Below are 16,282 nucleotides of genomic sequence, written 5' to 3'. Positions count from 1 at the left end.
GTGATACCAAATCTATTAAGTTATTTCTGACTCAGCGAGAATTAAAAGGTTTATATACCCGTTCCACTTGAAGATGCATGATTCAGCTGGAATTAGAAACGCCTTTAGGCACAGGTTCATAGTTCCAGACTGAACCTAAGTACCTACATCCATGTACGCAAGGCATTGATTGAAGAGAATGGTTATTCAGGAGAATGTGCTCCTGCATTCTCTAAAAAGCTACATCCATGTAGCGTCCTTGTCGAAATCAATAACGCAGGTTATAAACCTTTTAAACTCGTCCTTTGGAAGCGTGTCAGAGGCCCACTAAACTGCAAAAAATTCAGTTGATTTAGAATGACTAGATTCAAATGAATTTTATTTGTTATTGAACCTCTGACATAGCTCTGAGGTGGGAATAAATTTAATAGAATTGGTATAAATTTCTATGGTAGAATTGTTCGCTTAGAAAAGAGATATCACTTAAGTATTGTATAGAGATAAAAATGTCAGATTCAGAAAACACTAAATCAGCTGTAAGCCTTTTAGACAGAGTTCGTATTGTTTTAGTCAATACGTCAGATTGTCGAAATATTGGTAGTGCAGCACGCGCAATGAAAACCATGGGATTAAGCCAGTTGGTTTTGGTTGATCCTATTGAAATGCCAAATGGTCAAGCGCAAGCATTAGCAGCAGGAGCCACTGACGTTTTATCAAATGCAAAAGTTGTGAGCACTTTAAGTGAAGCTATTGAAGATTGTGGCTTAGTTATTGGTACTAGCGCTCGTTCACGTACACTACCTTGGCCTATGTTAGAGCCACGTGGTTGTGGTGAGAAAATGATAACAGAGGCAAGCGAATACCCTGTAGCGTTAGTATTTGGTCGAGAAAGTAGCGGCTTAACTAATGACGAATTACAACTGTGTCATTTTCATGTACAGATACCTGCAAACCCTGATTATAGTTCGCTTAATCTTGCTATGGCAGTACAAACATTAAGTTACGAAGTTCGCACCAGCTATTTGCTTTCATTAGACGAAGACAAGCAAGAGCACAGTACGGGTAATGGTACTTACATTGGAAAAAATAGCCTTGGTAAAAAAACATTTAATGCCAAAAGCGAAGACAATGAACTTTATCCAGTGACTGAAGAATCAGAACGTTTTTATCAGCACTTTGATAATGCGCTCAAAGCCACCGGGTTTATTGGTGATAAACATCCAGGGTTAGTGATGACTAAGTTAAGACGCTTATTTAACCGTGCGCGTCCTGATGTTAAAGAAATAAAAATGATGCGTGGCATTCTTGCTTCAATAGAAAGAGCCTCAATGAAAGGGCATCAATAGTAAGTTTTTTTGTTGAAAAGCTAAAGAATAAATAAAAGGAAATAATATGTTTAGCCGTACTATTGGCCGAATGAAAGAAGATATTAAAAGTGTTTTTGATAGAGATCCTGCCGCACGTACTACATTTGAAGTATTGCTTAATTATCCTGGGTTGCATGCTATTTGGATACACAGACTAAGTCATCGATTATGGCGTGCTAACTGGAAACTAATCGCAAGATTACTATCAACTTTCTCACGTTGGTTAACGGGGATTGAAATTCATCCTGGCGCTACATTAGGACGTCGATTCTTTATCGATCATGGTATGGGCGTTGTTATTGGCGAAACAGCTGAAATTGGTGATGATGTTACCTTGTACCACGGTGTTACTTTAGGTGGAACAAGTTGGAATTCAGGTAAGCGTCACCCTACATTATCGGACAATGTAGTTATTGGCGCAGGAGCACAAGTACTGGGTCCAATTACCATAGGAAAAGGCGGTAAAGTAGGTTCAAATTCTGTCGTCGTAAGAGACCTACCAGAAAATGCCACTGCTGTTGGTATTCCTGCACGTATTGTAAATAGTAAGGATAGCAATGGAAGTTCTTTGCTTGATAGTGACTTAGGCGAAAAACCTAATGATAACTTAGACAAAGATTCACGTGATAAAGCAGCGAAAAAATTTGGTTTTGATGCTTATGCTGTATCTGCGGATAATCCCGATCCTGTCGCTAAAGCGATAGGCCGCTTGCTTGATCATATGCACTTGATGGATGATCGAGTGTCAAACCTATGTAAGGAAGTGAATAATCTCGGTGGTGACATTTGCCCTAATGATTTACCTGAGCTTAGAATTGGTGAATTTGTTGAAGATGAAAAAGAGGCAGCTAAGCGTCGAGAAAGCATAGTAGAAAGTTTTGATCCCGAGATATAGTCAGGGCTTAATAGCTTAATTTAAATAAAACAATTTATATCATTAAAGCAATAGTTGACTAAAATACTCAACTATTGCTTTTCGCTTTTATAATATTAGTGTAGAATACTTGAGTATATTACTCAGGTATATATTTGACTATTTTGTAGGGATATGTAAAATTGCGCGCAATTATTATTCTTGTAGCAATTTACACTCCTACAAAAAGGTAAATATAATCATTCAATAGCATGTATTAAATTGAGCACATTATGAGACTAACCTCTAAAGGACGTTATGCAGTGACAGCCATGTTAGATGTCACTATTCACGCCTCTCACGGACCAGTATCATTAGCTGATATTTCTGAGCGACAAGGTATTTCGCTGTCGTATTTAGAGCAATTATTTTCTAAATTACGTAAACATGGCCTAGTTAATAGTGTTCGTGGTCCAGGAGGAGGTTATCGCTTAGGTAAGTGCTCAGCAGAGATAGCCATTTCAGATGTTATTCTTGCTGTTAACGAGAGTGTAGACGCGACAAAATGCGAAGGTAAAGGAAATTGCCAAGGTGGAGAACAGTGTCTAACTCATTCTTTATGGCAAGGATTGAGTGAGCGTATTGAAGAATTTTTGAAAAATATTACTTTAGCAGAATTAGTTGCTAAAAATGATGTAAAAACTGTTTCTAAAAGGCAAGATGATGTTCATATGCGCAGTAATAAAGAACAATCGTTAGAAACAATTATCCCCATAACTTTTTAAAGAACATAGTATTAAGTGGAGAAAGATAGCAAATGAAGCTTCCTATTTATTTTGATTATTCAGCAACTACCCCTGTTGATAAACGCGTTGCGGAAAAAATGATGCAATATATGACTACCGATGGTCATTTTGGTAACCCTGCATCACGTTCGCACAAATTTGGCTGGCAGGCAGAAGAGGCAGTTGATATTGCTCGTAATCAAATAGCTGAATTAATTAACGCAGACCCACGTGAAATTGTTTTCACTTCCGGTGCAACAGAATCTAATAACCTTGCAATTAAAGGTGCGGCAAATTTTTATCACAAAAAAGGTAAGCATATTATTACCTGTAAAACAGAACATAAAGCTGTTTTAGATACGTGTCGAGAATTAGAACGTCAAGGTTTTGAAGTTACTTATCTTGACCCTGAAGATAATGGCTTAATTAACTTAAATAAACTTGAAGCGGCAATGCGTGATGATACTATTTTAGTCAGTATCATGCATGTAAACAATGAAATTGGTGTGATTCAAGATATTAGCGAAATTGGCGAAATGTGCCGTGCTCGTAAGATTGTTTTTCATGTTGATGCCGCGCAAAGTGCTGGAAAAATCAAGATTGATATGAAGCACTTAAAAGTTGATTTATTATCAATTTCTGCTCATAAATTGTATGGCCCAAAAGGTATTGGTGCACTTTATGTTAGCCGCAAACCGCGTATACGCCTTGAAGCGCAAATGCATGGTGGCGGACATGAACGAGGTATGCGCTCAGGTACATTGGCAACTCATCAAATTGTTGGTATGGGTGAAGCTTGTAAGCTTGCAAAAGAAGAGATGGACCAAGATCTTGAGCATGTAACCGCTATGCGTGATCGTTTATGGGCTGGCCTAAATTCGATGGAACAAGTCTTTGTTAATGGTGATTTTGATAAACGTTATGCCGGTAACTTAAATGTTAGCTTTAACTTTGTTGAAGGGGAATCATTAATTATGGCTCTAAAAGACTTAGCAGTCTCTTCAGGTAGTGCATGTACATCAGCAAGCCTTGAACCTTCATATGTATTACGTGCATTGGGGTTAAATGATGAAATGGCGCATAGCTCAATCCGTTTTAGTTTTGGTCGTTTTACCACAACAGAAGAAATAGATTATGCTATTGAACTTATACAAAAATCTATTGGTCATTTACGTGACATGTCACCGCTTTGGGAAATGTTCAAAGACGGTATTGATTTAGACTCAATTGAATGGGCGGCACACTAGTTCTTTACTTATAGTGATTAAGATAATTAAAGAAAATGTACGCAGTTAGGAGAAAATATTATGGCTTATAGCGAAAAAGTAATCGATCATTATGAAAACCCACGTAACGTTGGCTCAATGGATAAAAACGATCCATCAGTAGCAACTGGTATGGTTGGCGCACCAGCGTGTGGCGATGTAATGAAATTACAACTTAAAATATCTGACGATGGCATTATTGAAGATGCTAAATTTAAAACTTACGGCTGTGGCTCTGCTATCGCTTCAAGCTCATTGGTTACCGAGTGGGTAAAAGGTAAGTCAATTGAAGAAGCTGGTGAAATTAAAAATACGGCTATAGCTGAAGAGTTAGCCTTACCTCCAGTAAAAATTCATTGCTCAATTTTGGCTGAAGATGCAATTAAAGCAGCTATCGAAGATTATAAAAGCAAGCAAGGCTAATAATTTTTATACGTTGGGCTACAAAAGAATAAAGTGAGAAAGTAAAATGTCAGTTACTATGACGCCAGAGGCAACAGAGCGAGTTAAATCTTTTATGACTAACCGAGGTAAAGGCCTTGGTTTACGTTTAGGGATAAAAACTACAGGTTGCTCAGGTTTAGCTTATGTACTTGAGTTTGTTGATGACTTGAATGAAGATGATGAAGTTTTTAATATAGAAGACGTAAAAATTATCATTGATGCTAAAAGCTTGGTTTACCTTGATGGTATTCAATTAGACTTCGTTAAAGAAGGTCTAAATGAAGGTTTTAAGTTCACTAACCCAAATGCCAAAGGCGAGTGTGGTTGTGGTGAGTCATTCAACGTATAAAAGTTGTGATAACAAATTCATCTCTTTGCTATTTTGCTCAGTTGCTGCGTTGAAAGTACTCATTGACTAGCGTCAACTCCGTGCTTTCGCCTTACATCAGAACAAACTATCTTTGAGCTGAATTCGTTATGGTTTAGTTAAATATAGAGTACAGTTTTTAAAAGAAAAAATTGCACTAATCTACGAGAACTATTTTGAATTACTTCCAGTTATTCGCCATTGAAGTTTCTTTTGATGTCGATATAAATCATTTATCACAATCTTATCAAACGTTGCAAAAAGCAGTTCACCCTGACAGATTTGCTCATGCTTCACCTCAAGAGCAATTATTGGCAGTACAAAAATCAGCTGAAATTAATGATGCTTATCAAACGTTGAAGCAACCATTGAAGCGTGCTGAATATATATTAACTCTGCGCGGTGTTGAGATGCCTAATGAGCAAAAATCATTTAGTGATACCAGCTTTTTAATGCAACAAATGGAACTAAGAGATATGCTTGGTGACGTGAAGTTTGCCGATGATATCGATACCGCTTTTAATCATGCTCAACAGGTTTTAACACAAGAATATCAACAGCTCCTTGATGTTATGCAACAACAAATACTTGAAAATAATACAGCAGCAAATGCGCTAGCATGCGATAATTTGCGCAAGTTAAAGTTTTATCAAAAACTCAATATTGAGCTTGATCGTCTCGAAGATAGTTTGTTTGACGACTAATGAGTACAAATCACTTAGTTAGAAAACAGTATCATAGCGAAATTTAATACAAAACCGAATTCATAAAATATGGCTTTATTACAAATTGCAGAACCCGGTCAAAGTACCGTGCCCCACGAACACCGATTAGCCGCAGGTATTGATTTAGGCACAACTAATTCATTAATTGCCAGTGTACAAAGTGGTAATGCTACTACCTTAGCGGATCAACAGGGTCGTGATATTTTACCCTCTATTGTTAACTATCAAGATGCTTCAGCAGACACTTCATTAGGCAACAATACTTCAGTAGGAAATAATATTTTAGTTGGCGAAGATGCAAAAGCGCTAAGTGTTAGTGACCCGCAAAATACCATTGTTTCAGCAAAACGTTTAATTGGTCGTTCATTGGCAGATATCCAAAGTAAGTATCCTTCATTGCCATACCAGTTTTGTGGTGATGAAAATCATCCTGAAATAGTGACTCGTCAAGGAAATATTAATCCGATACAAGTGTCGGCTGAAATATTAAAAACCCTAGCACAGCGAGCTGAAAAAGCTTTAGGTGGCGAGTTAACAGGCGTAGTAGTTACCGTGCCAGCACACTTTGATGATGCTCAACGTCAAAGTACTAAAGACGCAGCAAAACTTGCGGGTGTTAATGTTTTACGTTTATTAAACGAACCTACTGCTGCCGCATTAGCCTATGGGCTTGACTCAGGGCAAGAGGGCGTTATCGCTATCTATGACTTGGGTGGTGGTACGTTTGATATTTCTATTTTACGTCTAAATAAAGGCGTGTTTGAAGTATTAGCTACTGGTGGTGATTCTGCGCTTGGTGGCGATGATTTTGATGTGGTACTCGTTGATTATCTTGTCGAAAAAGCAGGGCTGACTCGACCATTATCTCCTTCGTTAGAACGTCAATTAATGCAACAAGCTTGTTCAGCTAAAGAACAGCTAACTGAGCAAGAAAGTGTAGAAGTTGTGTTAACGTTAGACTCACAACTAGACTCAGAGATAAACAAAGAACAAATTTGGACTACTACTTTAAGTAAAGAAACCTTTGATAGTTTAATTTCAGCTTTAGTTAAAAAAACCTTACGCGCTTGTCGTCGTAGTTTAAAAGACGCACAAATTAGCACTGATGAGGTGTTAGAAGTTGTTATGGTTGGTGGCTCTACACGTGTGCCACTAGTGCGCAGTGAAGTAGAGAAATACTTTAACAAAATGCCATTAACCTCTATCGATCCTGACAAGGTTGTTGCCATTGGCGCAGCCATTCAAGCGGATATTTTGGCGGGTAATAAACCAGACAGTGACATGCTGTTGCTTGACGTTATACCACTATCTTTAGGGTTAGAAACGATGGGTGGTTTAGTTGAAAAAGTGATTTCGCGTAATACCACAATCCCAGTGGCAAAAGCGCAAGAGTTTACTACTTTTAAAGATGGTCAAACAGCAATGGCCGTTCATGTACTCCAAGGCGAACGCGAATTAGTTGACGATTGTCGTTCGTTAGCACGTTTTGAACTACGTGGTATTCCACCGATGACTGCCGGTGCAGCGCATATTCGTGTTACTTTTAAAGTGGATGCCGATGGCTTATTGTCAGTGAGCGCCATGGAAAAATCATCGGGTGTTGAATCAAGTATTGAAGTTAAGCCTTCTTTTGGCTTAGATGACGGTAAAATAGCACAAATGATTAAAGATTCAATGAACAATGCAAAAGCTGATATAGATGCGCGTATGTTAAAAGAGCAGCAAGTAGAAGCAGCACGAGTAATTGAATCTATTCAAGCGGCGCTATCTACGGATAGTCATTTATTATCAGCACAAGACATTAATGAGATTGAAGCGGCGATTAAAGCACTAGCACAAACGAGCCAAGGTAGTGATGTTGGCACAATTGAAGCGGCAATTGAGAAATTAGATAACAGTACGGCGATATTTGCAGAGCGTAGAATGGATAGCTCTATTAATAAAGCGTTAACCGGCCAATCGGTAGAGAAGCTTTAGTACAAGCGACGAGAAATAAAGAGATTAGATAAGATGCCACAAATTATATTTTTACCCAATGCAGAGCTATGCCCAGATGGCGCAGTAGTTGAAGCTGAAAAAGGTGAGAGCGTTTTAAACGTTGCCTTAAGAAATGACATCGGCATTGAACATGCTTGCGAAAAAGTATGCGCATGTACAACGTGTCACGTTATTATTCGAGAAGGTTTTGACTCTATCGAAGAAGGCGATGAACTTGAAGAAGACATGCTTGATAAAGCATGGGGATTAGAGCCTGAATCACGCCTTAGTTGCCAATCAATTGTTGGTGATGAAGACTTAGTGGTAGACATTCCTAAATACACAGTCAATATGGTATCTGAGGTTCATTAATCTTATTTAATGGAAATCAGTTAACTGAAATTATTTAAAAACAGGTAGTCGCATGAAAATGTTACTGCCTTTTTTGTATTAGAACGAAATATATGAATAGTCAGCAAACTTGTTTTACTTCCTTTAAAGATAATATTGAAAGCTACGCTTTACCTGAACGATTCACTTTTCCATTTTACTATGAGCCACATCCTCTGTGTCTATTGGCAGCGCAAGAGTTACAACAGCAATTACAAAACTATGAGCCATTACAGCTAGAACTTGAGCAAACGGGTAAGATGTTTGGTGTGCTATTAGTGGAAAACTCTAAAGGTGAAGCAGGGTACCTTAGTGCTTTTTCTGGCAAGTTGAATTCTCATGAAAGCTCGCATCAAAAGACTATTAACTTTGTGCCACCTGTTTTTGATGTTGATGCGCAAACAGATTTTTTTCATGAAGAAAGTAGCATCATTAATCGCCTTAATAGCGAATTAGACAAGCTACTCGCTAATCCTTTTTTAAGTGAATATCAACATACCCTTGAATTAAAGCTTAACCAGCAAGATGAACAACTTGATCAACACCGAAATAAAATGGCTTTTAATAGAAAAATAAGAAAAGAGCAGCGCAGCCATGTAAAAGGTAGTTTAGAGGGAGATGATTTAGCACAACGCCTTAAGCAATTAGCACAAGAAAGTATTGATGACAAAAATCAACTTCGCGATTTAAAAGAATACTGGCATGATCTGATTTCACAAGTTCAACAAAAATTAAACATCCTTACGGCTGAAATTGACAGAGTTAAAAAAACGCGCAAGCAGCTATCTACCAAGTTACAAAAGAAGCTGTTCAAGCAATATCGCTTGTTAAATAGCGCAGGTATAGAAAAAGATTTGATTGAATTATTTCAAAATGCGCCTTATCCAATACCACCAGCAGGTACGGGTGATTGTGCAGCACCAAAATTACTACAATATGCATTTAAGCAAAATATGAAGCCGTTAGCCATAGCCGAGTTTTGGTGGGGGCAAGCGCCTAAATCTGAAATTCGTCAACATAGAAACTTTTATGGCGCATGCTCTGGTAAATGCCAACCAATTCTAGTGCACATGTTAGATGGTATGGACATAGACGATAACCCTTTATTGGTTAATCCGGCAGAGGGTAAGGCGCTTGAGATTATTTATCAAGATGATGATATTGTTGTCGTAAATAAGCCTAGTGAGTTTTTATCAGTACCAGGAAAAAATATTGAGGATTCGGTCTATTCACGTATTAAAGAGCAATTTCCTCAGGCAACCGGTTCGTATATTGTGCACCGATTAGATATGTCTACATCCGGTGTGATGGTATTGGCGTTAACTAAACGAGCGCAAAAAAATATCCAGCAACAATTTGTTAATCGCACCATTAAAAAGCGTTATGTGGCAATACTTGAAGGAAAAGTAGAAGGTGATATTGGCAAAGCACAAATGAAAACCCAAGGGGAGATTAACTTGCCGTTAAGAGGCGATTTTGAAGATAGGCCAAAGCAATTAGTGTGTTTTGAACACGGAAGAAACTCTAAAACACAATGGGAAGTTATTGAAATTGTAGAGGGGAAATCGAAACTCTATTTGTATCCTGAAACGGGACGAACTCATCAATTGCGAGTACATTGTGCTCACCCAAAAGGGTTGAATATGCCTATCTTAGGTGATGATCTGTATGGTAGTAACAATTACAGCAGTAATACCGGTAATACCAGTCAGAAAAAGCCGAAACGCTTACATCTACATGCACAAATGTTAACGCTGAGCCATCCGGTGAGTAAAGAAGTGATGACTTTTGAGGTTGATGAAGAGTTTTAAACTTCCGCTCTGCATGAGCCAAAAATCCTTACTTAGATGATTATCATCAATAAAGCCATAAACCATTGAAACTCAATTATTGTTTTACTATTAAAAGGCAATCGAGATGGGATTTGGTCTATTACTGTAAATGGCAATTGGCGTATTACTTTTGAGTTTATCGATGGTAATGCTTTTATTCTCAACTATGAGGGCTATCATTAATGACTATGCATAACCCACCACATCCAGGGGAGTTCATTTACGATGTTTATTTGGAGCCTGCTGGTTTTAGCTGTCGCTATTTAGCAAAGCAATTAGACGTAGCTTCTTCTACCTTAAATCGAGTTCTAAAAGGTCAAAATGCTATATCTCCGGAAATGGCACTTCGCTTATCAAAAGCAATTGGCAGAACTCCTGAGAGTTGGCTATCAATGCCAGATAATTATGATCTTTGGCACGCTAAACAACACATTAATTTAACTAATGTTCACTTGGTAAACTTTGCAGTGACATAAAAAACATAAAAAATATAACAAATAAGAACAGTATGACTTTTTGGTGCGCTAAGGAGGAGTAAGGATTTGAAATTTTTAGTGCTTGTTGAGGTCAACTGTAAATCAGTTAGTTGACCTAAGTAGGTCGATATCTAACTTAAAAATATTCGACTTAGCGGACGTTAACATGATCGGTTTTAAGACTCATTTTATGTTCACAGAAGGCAAATAACCGTCACCATCATTACGACCCCTCTAAGCTCTATATAGGGCTGACCAAACATTTACTCTATATAGACTATACTTCCAGTATTAATACTTATTGAGGCCAAACTATGGCTGGTTTTCCACTTTCCTTTGATAAAGTTACACCTATAATAATTGTTGTGGCCTTACTTTCTGCTTGTGGCGGAGGAGACGATGACAGTTCTACATCAGGTAACCCAGAAAAATGTACTAAAACCAGTATTTATTACTGCCCGACCTCGGTATTTCGGGATCCTTTTGGTATTGCGCTGACTCTTGCTTGGTACAGCGGACAGTGCACCGAAGAGGTGCTTTGTGAAGAGGACGCTAATGTGCCAGTGATCGACCCCGACCAAGGCGTGATTGATGACGACTTTGTTGCCGCTAACTGGACAACCACTCTCATTACCCAAACCGAGCCAAATGATATCTTTGAGCAGGCAACCCCATTTATTCTCCGCCCTCAAAGTGGTGTATCTACGACTGGCTCGGTCGACAACAGCTCAGATCCTATAGATTACTTAGCATTCATTATCGATGGCGAGCCAACTATAACCATTTACCTGTGCGCAACACCGACCGATTGTCAACAACCCTGGTATGCAGGGTCTGATCTATATATGGAACTCTATAATGAGAATCAGGTTTTGCTAGAGAGTACTGATGTGCCTTCATTTCACGGCCATGCTTTCACCGGTCCTATTCTTTATGATGGGCAGCAATACTTTCTAAGCATCCGAGTCAGAGAAACATCTGTCGGAGAATTCCCGTATAAGGTAGTAATTACAGACTAAGCCCAAAAGAAGCTCCTAATAACTGAAAACTGTTTTTTATCCTTGTTCATTTGTTAAATTTCACTTTATTATTTAAAGTTTTATTAAGTGAAAGCATCAACTTATCAATGTCTTCTGTTCAAATCTAAGACGACTTTTAACTTTTAAAATTTTTAGGTTTTCATTACGCACTTTGAAGTCATACGAATACTATTATGTGAACGACCACTGTGGTGACTAAGTTCACACTCAGATTTAATGGGTTATCGGCACAAAATTATCATCAAGATACATCTGTTCTCATCTATACCGAACGTCCGCTATCAGGAAACGGCTAACGTAATGTGGTTGTTCAGTCATGTCCGCTCTAGATTAAAATATACAAAAATTTTTAGTAGAAATTTGAAAATGCTAAGGTCAACAAGTGGCATAACTGCCTTCTAATCGAACTTATTCTAAGGCTCCTTGGCATCGCGAAATACACTTAATTCAGAATATAAAAAAACCCATCATAAAGATGGGTTTGGTGTGTTAGTTCAATTGATTTTTTATTGGTTAATCTTTTACTTCTGCGTTGTGATATACGTTTTGTACGTCATCACAATCATCTAACATGTCGATGAATTTTTCAAAGTTGGCGAGATCATCTTCACCTTCAATATCGATATAATTTTGTGGTACCCAGGTGATTTCTTCAACTTCTAGTTCAAACTCAGGCATAGAGTTAGCAAATTCGGTTTTTATTTTAAAGAATTCAGTATGTGGTGCGTAAACGGTAATAATGCCATCTTCTAACTCAACATCACTAACATCAATGTCAGCCATCATTAAGTTTTCTAAAACGGTTTCGTCATCTTCACCTTTAAAAGCAAATATAGCTTGGTGATCAAACATGTGTGAAACAGTGCCAGAAGAGCCAATTTTTGAATGCGTTTTAGTAAAACACTGGCGTACATCTTTAATGGTTCGATTACCGTTATCGGTTAAACAGTCAATAATTACCATGCAATTACCAGGACCAAAACCTTCATAACGTGCTTCAACAAAATCTTCACCACCAGCACCAGATGCTTTTTTTAGCGCATTATCAATCACATGAGTAGGCACTTGATCTTTTTTTGCTTTATCAATTAAGCTACGTAACGATAAGTTACCATCGGGATCTGTTCCGCCATTTTTAGCACAAACGTAAATTGCCTTTCCGTACTTTGAATAAACTTTGGTTTTTGCACCGGCGGTTTTGGCCATGGATAATTTACGGTTTTGGTAAGCTCTGCCCATCTTAAATGCTTCTTCTATTGGCTAAATAATAATGCCATAGATTCTACAGTTTGAATGTGCTGTTGACTAGCCCATGTTATTAACTATTGTAGGATTTTTTGAATAATGGTGTTAGTTAGTCGCTTGCTAATTATGATGATATCTCCTATTTTTAATACGTTAACCTAATATGGATGAGAGGATATTATGAAAAAGTTAATTTTTTGTTTTGATGGTACATGTAATACGCCAGAAGACTCAGCAGATTTTTTTGAAGATACTAGTATTAGTAATGTACTGAAGCTGCATGCTTTTTTTGGTGGTAAACTCAGTCCGAAAAATGGCGTTAACGCCACATTGAAAGAGCAACATAGCTTTTATTACAGTGGTGTCGGTACACGTGGTAATTGGTTGAAACGTAAATTCAATGCTATGTTTTCACCGCCTTACGGTGATATGGATGATATTCTTGATGAAGCACAGGCTGATTTAAAGGCTAACTTTGCTGAAGGTGATGATATTTATATTTTTGGCTTTAGTCGCGGTGCTGCAATTGCCCGTATGTTTGCCGCTAATTTATCGCACAATGTTAAGTTTTTAGGTGTTTTTGATACGGTTGCTGCAACGCGAGGCTCACTGGATTTAAACCCTGATACTTATCCTGCTAGTGGTATTGTCTTTGAAAATGGTACGCTTGGTGCTCATGTTAAAAAAGCGGTACATTTATTGTCATTAGATGAAAAGCGCATTTTATTTCAACCCACTCTTTTTAATCATGATAGCCGGATTAACGAACTCTGGTTTTCGGGCGTACATTCTGATATTGGCGGCAGTTATTGGTTTGACGGTTTGTCTGATATAACACTGCAATATATGCTTAAATGTGTAGAGAACGAATTAACGATAATCGATGTGAAAGATATTGATTATGAAGGGCTTAAAATACCGGGTGCTCAAGATGCTATTTGTGTTGATGACCTGAATATAAAACCTTTACCTGCTGGGAAATTACATACTCAGGTTCGCACTAATACCAATTCAGTTACCTTATCTCCTCGTTTAGTTCGGGTAAATGTCAACGATGTTATATCGGACCATGCGCCTATTATTCACCACAGTGTTGCAGAGCGGTTTGCACAGGTGAGTGACTACCGTCCTTATGCCTTAAGAGATGTGCATTTTAAAATTGAAGATGATCAAGGTGTGACCACAAATATACAGCACGGCATCAGTAGTTTAGATTAGTTAAAAGCCATATCATTGATTAATTCACTTGGTATTAGTTTAGCATTTTGAATTTGCTTGGTATAATAATGCCTTATTCACGTATCCCTTTCGGAAAATTATTATTTCATGAATCAGTCTATCGCTAACCCAAATAAAGTTCCTGATATCTCAATCGTTATTGAGTTTTTAAAACAATTACAAGATCAAATTTGCCATGCATTAGAACAAGCTGATGGTAGTGGTAAGTTTATTGAGGATAATTGGAAACGTAAAGAAGGCGGTGGAGGTCGCACGCGTGTATTGACCAATGGCGATGTAATAGAACAAGGAGGCGTTAATTTTTCAGTTGTTTCAGGTGATAAATTACCCCCGTCAGCGACAGCACATAGACCAGAATTAGCAGGTCGTACATGGCAGGCTTGTGGAGTTTCTTTAGTTATTCATCCGAAAAATCCTCATATTCCTACTTCACACGCCAATGTGCGCTTTTTTATCGCGGAGAAAGAAGGAGAAGAGCCAGTATGGTGGTTTGGCGGCGGTTTTGATTTGACGCCTTTTTACCCTGTCGATGAGGATGTTGTTCATTGGCACCAAGTAGCGCATGATTTATGTTCTCCTTTTGGAGAACAAGTTTATAGCGATTATAAAAAATGGTGTGATGACTATTTTTACTTAAAGCATAGAGATGAAACACGTGGTGTTGGTGGTTTGTTTTTTGATGATTTGAACAAGTGGGAGTTTGATACGTGTTTACAATATATTAAAGCAGTGGGTCAAGGTTATATTGATGCATATGTTCCTATAATGAATCGTCGTAAAAATGATGAATACACAGAACAACAGCGACAATTTCAATTATACCGCCGTGGTAGATATGTTGAGTTTAACTTGGTATTTGATCGTGGTACTTTATTTGGATTACAGTCAGGCGGTAGAACAGAGTCTATTTTAATGTCGATGCCGCCATTAGCACGGTGGGAGTATAACTATCAACCCGAAGAAAATAGCGATGAAGCTCAACTTAGTCACTATTTAGTACCACGAGATTGGTTATAACTTTTATATAGAATTATTAATTAATATAACACTTTATACCCACGATCACGCAAAGTGCATTCTGAAATATGCGCTTTGAATGTTCACGGATATGGTTAATGTTACTGTTTTATCCCTTCAATATGTAAATCTAATTGCACATGAGTAGAGGCTGGACCTGCGCTCAATTTGATAGAAAAATCAGTTAACGCTATAGTGGTTGTGCCACTAAAGCCTGCACGGTATCCGCCCCAAGGGTCTTTTCCTTCACCGATAGCTTGTGCATCAATAGTGATCGTTTTACTAACGCCATGTAGCGTTAACACACCCGTTACGGCTAATTGGCCATCAGCTTTTTTGGTCACTGATTCACTAACAAACTTAGCATTAGCAAAAGCACTTACATCAAGAAAATCATCACTTTTTAAATGTTTGTCACGCTCAGCATGATTAGAGTTTATACTACTGGTATCGATATTTACTTCAATTTTTGAAGCCGACACATTAGCAGGATCATAACTAAATTTACCATCGAATTTATCGAAGCGTCCAGTTAACCAACTATAGCCTAAGTGCTTAATTTTAAAGTTGATTGATGCATGTGCGCCTTTATTATCAATAACATAGTTGACCGCATTTACTGCCGGCATAAACATTGAGCCAGTTATAAGGGATGTTATGGCTAGTTTAGTTATTGTTTTTTTCATTAAGTATTATCCATTTTAATTGTCGATTGGCTAAGATTTTTTCGGCGTCTGCCAATCATTCTGTTTAAGGTGTTATCTTTATCAATAAAGTGATGTTTAAGTGCTGCTATTGCATGTAGCAATGAAAGTATTATCAGTACGTAAGCTAACCATTTATGTACGAGGCCAGCAATGTCTTCTTGGTTTTCAATAAATGAGCCAAAGCCAGGTATTATAAAAAGTTCAAACACGTCAATGCCACGATCATCTGCGGTAGAAATTAAATAACCACTGATCATAATAATGAATATCAGTAAGTAGAGTGTGGAATGAATAAATTTACCTGCTTTACGTTCTAAATTACTGTGACTAGCTAAATGCGCTGGTGTTAATTGTTTATAGCGCCAGATCAGTCTAATTACCATAAAAATAAACAGTAAAACACCAATACTTTTATGCAATTCAGGTGCTGTTTTATACCATTGATGGTAGTACGTTAAATCTACCATGTAATAACCTAAAGCAAACAAACCAATAATGCTTAGCGCTGATAACCAATGAAAAAACATACTGACATAGCCATAATTGGTTTGAGTGTTATTCATTGCTTTGTTTT

General features: G+C 37.7%; 17 protein-coding genes and 1 pseudogene. 15 read left to right on the top strand and 3 right to left on the bottom strand.

Annotation, left to right across the window (positions count from 1 at the left end; genetic code table 11):
* The first annotated feature begins 485 nt into the window (after window positions 1-485).
* The 13 genes and pseudogenes from DWA31_RS10995 to DWA31_RS10935 all read left to right on the top strand — a co-directional run bounded on the left by DWA31_RS10995 (window position 486) and on the right by DWA31_RS10935 (window position 11,479).
* Window positions 486-1,325: a TrmJ/YjtD family RNA methyltransferase gene (locus DWA31_RS10995; RefSeq protein ID WP_114326636.1), complete on the top strand. Its 840-nt coding sequence runs from the start codon at window positions 486-488 to the stop codon at window positions 1,323-1,325.
* Window positions 1,326-1,371: 46 nt separating this feature from the next.
* Entirely contained in the window at window positions 1,372-2,241 is an 870-nt protein-coding gene (gene cysE, locus DWA31_RS10990) for a serine O-acetyltransferase (protein ID WP_114326635.1), read from the top strand.
* Between the two features lie 251 nt (window positions 2,242-2,492).
* Window positions 2,493-2,984: a Fe-S cluster assembly transcriptional regulator IscR gene (gene iscR / locus DWA31_RS10985; protein WP_114326634.1), complete on the top strand. Its 492-nt coding sequence runs from the start codon at window positions 2,493-2,495 to the stop codon at window positions 2,982-2,984.
* A 32-nt stretch (window positions 2,985-3,016) separates the two neighbouring features.
* Complete coding sequence (locus DWA31_RS10980) at window positions 3,017-4,231, top strand: IscS subfamily cysteine desulfurase (RefSeq protein WP_114326633.1); 1,215 nt, start codon at window positions 3,017-3,019, stop codon at window positions 4,229-4,231.
* Between the two features lie 60 nt (window positions 4,232-4,291).
* Window positions 4,292-4,672: a Fe-S cluster assembly scaffold IscU gene (iscU, locus tag DWA31_RS10975; RefSeq protein ID WP_114326632.1), complete on the top strand. Its 381-nt coding sequence runs from the start codon at window positions 4,292-4,294 to the stop codon at window positions 4,670-4,672.
* Between the two features lie 46 nt (window positions 4,673-4,718).
* Entirely contained in the window at window positions 4,719-5,042 is a 324-nt protein-coding gene (gene iscA / locus DWA31_RS10970; protein ID WP_114326631.1) for an iron-sulfur cluster assembly protein IscA, read from the top strand.
* Window positions 5,043-5,236: 194 nt separating this feature from the next.
* Complete coding sequence (gene hscB, locus DWA31_RS10965; protein ID WP_114326630.1) at window positions 5,237-5,764, top strand: co-chaperone HscB; 528 nt, start codon at window positions 5,237-5,239, stop codon at window positions 5,762-5,764.
* Between the two features lie 69 nt (window positions 5,765-5,833).
* Window positions 5,834-7,762: a Fe-S protein assembly chaperone HscA gene (gene hscA, locus DWA31_RS10960; RefSeq protein ID WP_114326629.1), complete on the top strand. Its 1,929-nt coding sequence runs from the start codon at window positions 5,834-5,836 to the stop codon at window positions 7,760-7,762.
* Between the two features lie 33 nt (window positions 7,763-7,795).
* On the top strand, window positions 7,796-8,134 hold the full coding sequence (fdx, locus tag DWA31_RS10955) for an ISC system 2Fe-2S type ferredoxin (protein WP_114326628.1): 339 nt from the start codon (window positions 7,796-7,798) through the stop codon (window positions 8,132-8,134).
* 92 nt (window positions 8,135-8,226) lie between these two features.
* Window positions 8,227-9,963, top strand: a complete 1,737-nt coding sequence (locus DWA31_RS10950) for an RluA family pseudouridine synthase (RefSeq protein WP_114326627.1) — start codon at window positions 8,227-8,229, stop codon at window positions 9,961-9,963.
* A gap of 90 nt (window positions 9,964-10,053) precedes the next feature.
* Window positions 10,054-10,167 (top strand): annotated as a pseudogene (locus DWA31_RS10945) (type II toxin-antitoxin system RelE/ParE family toxin); the annotation flags it as partial.
* Window positions 10,167-10,460, top strand: a complete 294-nt coding sequence (locus tag DWA31_RS10940; protein ID WP_114326626.1) for a HigA family addiction module antitoxin — start codon at window positions 10,167-10,169, stop codon at window positions 10,458-10,460. The pseudogene DWA31_RS10945 and the gene DWA31_RS10940, both read left to right, overlap by 1 nt.
* 314 nt (window positions 10,461-10,774) lie before the next feature.
* Complete coding sequence (locus DWA31_RS10935; protein ID WP_114326625.1) at window positions 10,775-11,479, top strand: hypothetical protein; 705 nt, start codon at window positions 10,775-10,777, stop codon at window positions 11,477-11,479.
* A 534-nt stretch (window positions 11,480-12,013) separates the two neighbouring features.
* Here the strand turns inward: DWA31_RS10935 and DWA31_RS10930 are convergent.
* Entirely contained in the window at window positions 12,014-12,739 is a 726-nt protein-coding gene (locus tag DWA31_RS10930; RefSeq protein ID WP_114326624.1) for a YebC/PmpR family DNA-binding transcriptional regulator, read from the bottom strand.
* Between the two features lie 186 nt (window positions 12,740-12,925).
* Here DWA31_RS10930 and DWA31_RS10925 point away from each other — a divergent pair, with 186 nt between their 5' ends.
* Both DWA31_RS10925 and hemF read left to right on the top strand, forming a co-directional pair.
* Window positions 12,926-13,963 (top strand): phospholipase effector Tle1 domain-containing protein, encoded by a 1,038-nt coding sequence (locus DWA31_RS10925; protein WP_114326623.1) that lies wholly within the window; start codon window positions 12,926-12,928, stop codon window positions 13,961-13,963.
* A gap of 108 nt (window positions 13,964-14,071) precedes the next feature.
* Window positions 14,072-15,001, top strand: a complete 930-nt coding sequence (hemF, locus tag DWA31_RS10920; RefSeq protein WP_114326622.1) for an oxygen-dependent coproporphyrinogen oxidase — start codon at window positions 14,072-14,074, stop codon at window positions 14,999-15,001.
* 101 nt (window positions 15,002-15,102) lie between these two features.
* Here the strand turns inward: hemF and DWA31_RS10915 are convergent, their stop codons facing one another.
* Together DWA31_RS10915 and DWA31_RS10910 are read right to left on the bottom strand one after the other, a co-directional pair.
* Window positions 15,103-15,687, bottom strand: coding sequence for a YceI family protein (locus tag DWA31_RS10915; RefSeq protein ID WP_114326621.1), 585 nt, complete (start codon window positions 15,685-15,687; stop codon window positions 15,103-15,105).
* On the bottom strand, window positions 15,687-16,271 hold the full coding sequence (locus tag DWA31_RS10910) for a cytochrome b (RefSeq protein WP_114326620.1): 585 nt from the start codon (window positions 16,269-16,271) through the stop codon (window positions 15,687-15,689). Before DWA31_RS10910 ends, DWA31_RS10915 begins: the two co-directional genes overlap by 1 nt.
* Window positions 16,272-16,282 lie beyond the last annotated feature (11 nt).

It is taken from the genome of Candidatus Colwellia aromaticivorans (assembly GCF_003333305.1).
GTDB lineage: Bacteria > Pseudomonadota > Gammaproteobacteria > Enterobacterales > Alteromonadaceae > Colwellia > Colwellia aromaticivorans.
This window is presented reverse-complemented; position numbering and strand designations above follow the sequence as displayed.

Bases quoted from the DNA above. Each gene is read 5' to 3' on its own strand.
- DWA31_RS10995 (WP_114326636.1), top strand. From the start codon at position 486: ATGTCAGATTCAGAAAACACTAAATCAGCTGTAAGCCTTTTAGACAGA.
- cysE (WP_114326635.1), top strand. From the start codon at position 1,372: ATGTTTAGCCGTACTATTGGCCGAATGAAAGAAGATATTAAAAGTGTT.
- iscR (WP_114326634.1), top strand. From the start codon at position 2,493: ATGAGACTAACCTCTAAAGGACGTTATGCAGTGACAGCCATGTTAGAT.
- DWA31_RS10980 (WP_114326633.1), top strand. From the start codon at position 3,017: ATGAAGCTTCCTATTTATTTTGATTATTCAGCAACTACCCCTGTTGAT.
- iscU (WP_114326632.1), top strand. From the start codon at position 4,292: ATGGCTTATAGCGAAAAAGTAATCGATCATTATGAAAACCCACGTAAC.
- iscA (WP_114326631.1), top strand. From the start codon at position 4,719: ATGTCAGTTACTATGACGCCAGAGGCAACAGAGCGAGTTAAATCTTTT.
- hscA (WP_114326629.1), top strand. From the start codon at position 5,834: ATGGCTTTATTACAAATTGCAGAACCCGGTCAAAGTACCGTGCCCCAC.
- fdx (WP_114326628.1), top strand. From the start codon at position 7,796: ATGCCACAAATTATATTTTTACCCAATGCAGAGCTATGCCCAGATGGC.
- DWA31_RS10950 (WP_114326627.1), top strand. From the start codon at position 8,227: ATGAATAGTCAGCAAACTTGTTTTACTTCCTTTAAAGATAATATTGAA.
- DWA31_RS10940 (WP_114326626.1), top strand. From the start codon at position 10,167: ATGACTATGCATAACCCACCACATCCAGGGGAGTTCATTTACGATGTT.
- DWA31_RS10935 (WP_114326625.1), top strand. From the start codon at position 10,775: ATGGCTGGTTTTCCACTTTCCTTTGATAAAGTTACACCTATAATAATT.
- DWA31_RS10930 (WP_114326624.1), bottom strand. From the start codon at position 12,739: ATGGGCAGAGCTTACCAAAACCGTAAATTATCCATGGCCAAAACCGCC.
- DWA31_RS10925 (WP_114326623.1), top strand. From the start codon at position 12,926: ATGAAAAAGTTAATTTTTTGTTTTGATGGTACATGTAATACGCCAGAA.
- hemF (WP_114326622.1), top strand. From the start codon at position 14,072: ATGAATCAGTCTATCGCTAACCCAAATAAAGTTCCTGATATCTCAATC.
- DWA31_RS10915 (WP_114326621.1), bottom strand. From the start codon at position 15,687: ATGAAAAAAACAATAACTAAACTAGCCATAACATCCCTTATAACTGGC.
- DWA31_RS10910 (WP_114326620.1), bottom strand. From the start codon at position 16,271: ATGAATAACACTCAAACCAATTATGGCTATGTCAGTATGTTTTTTCAT.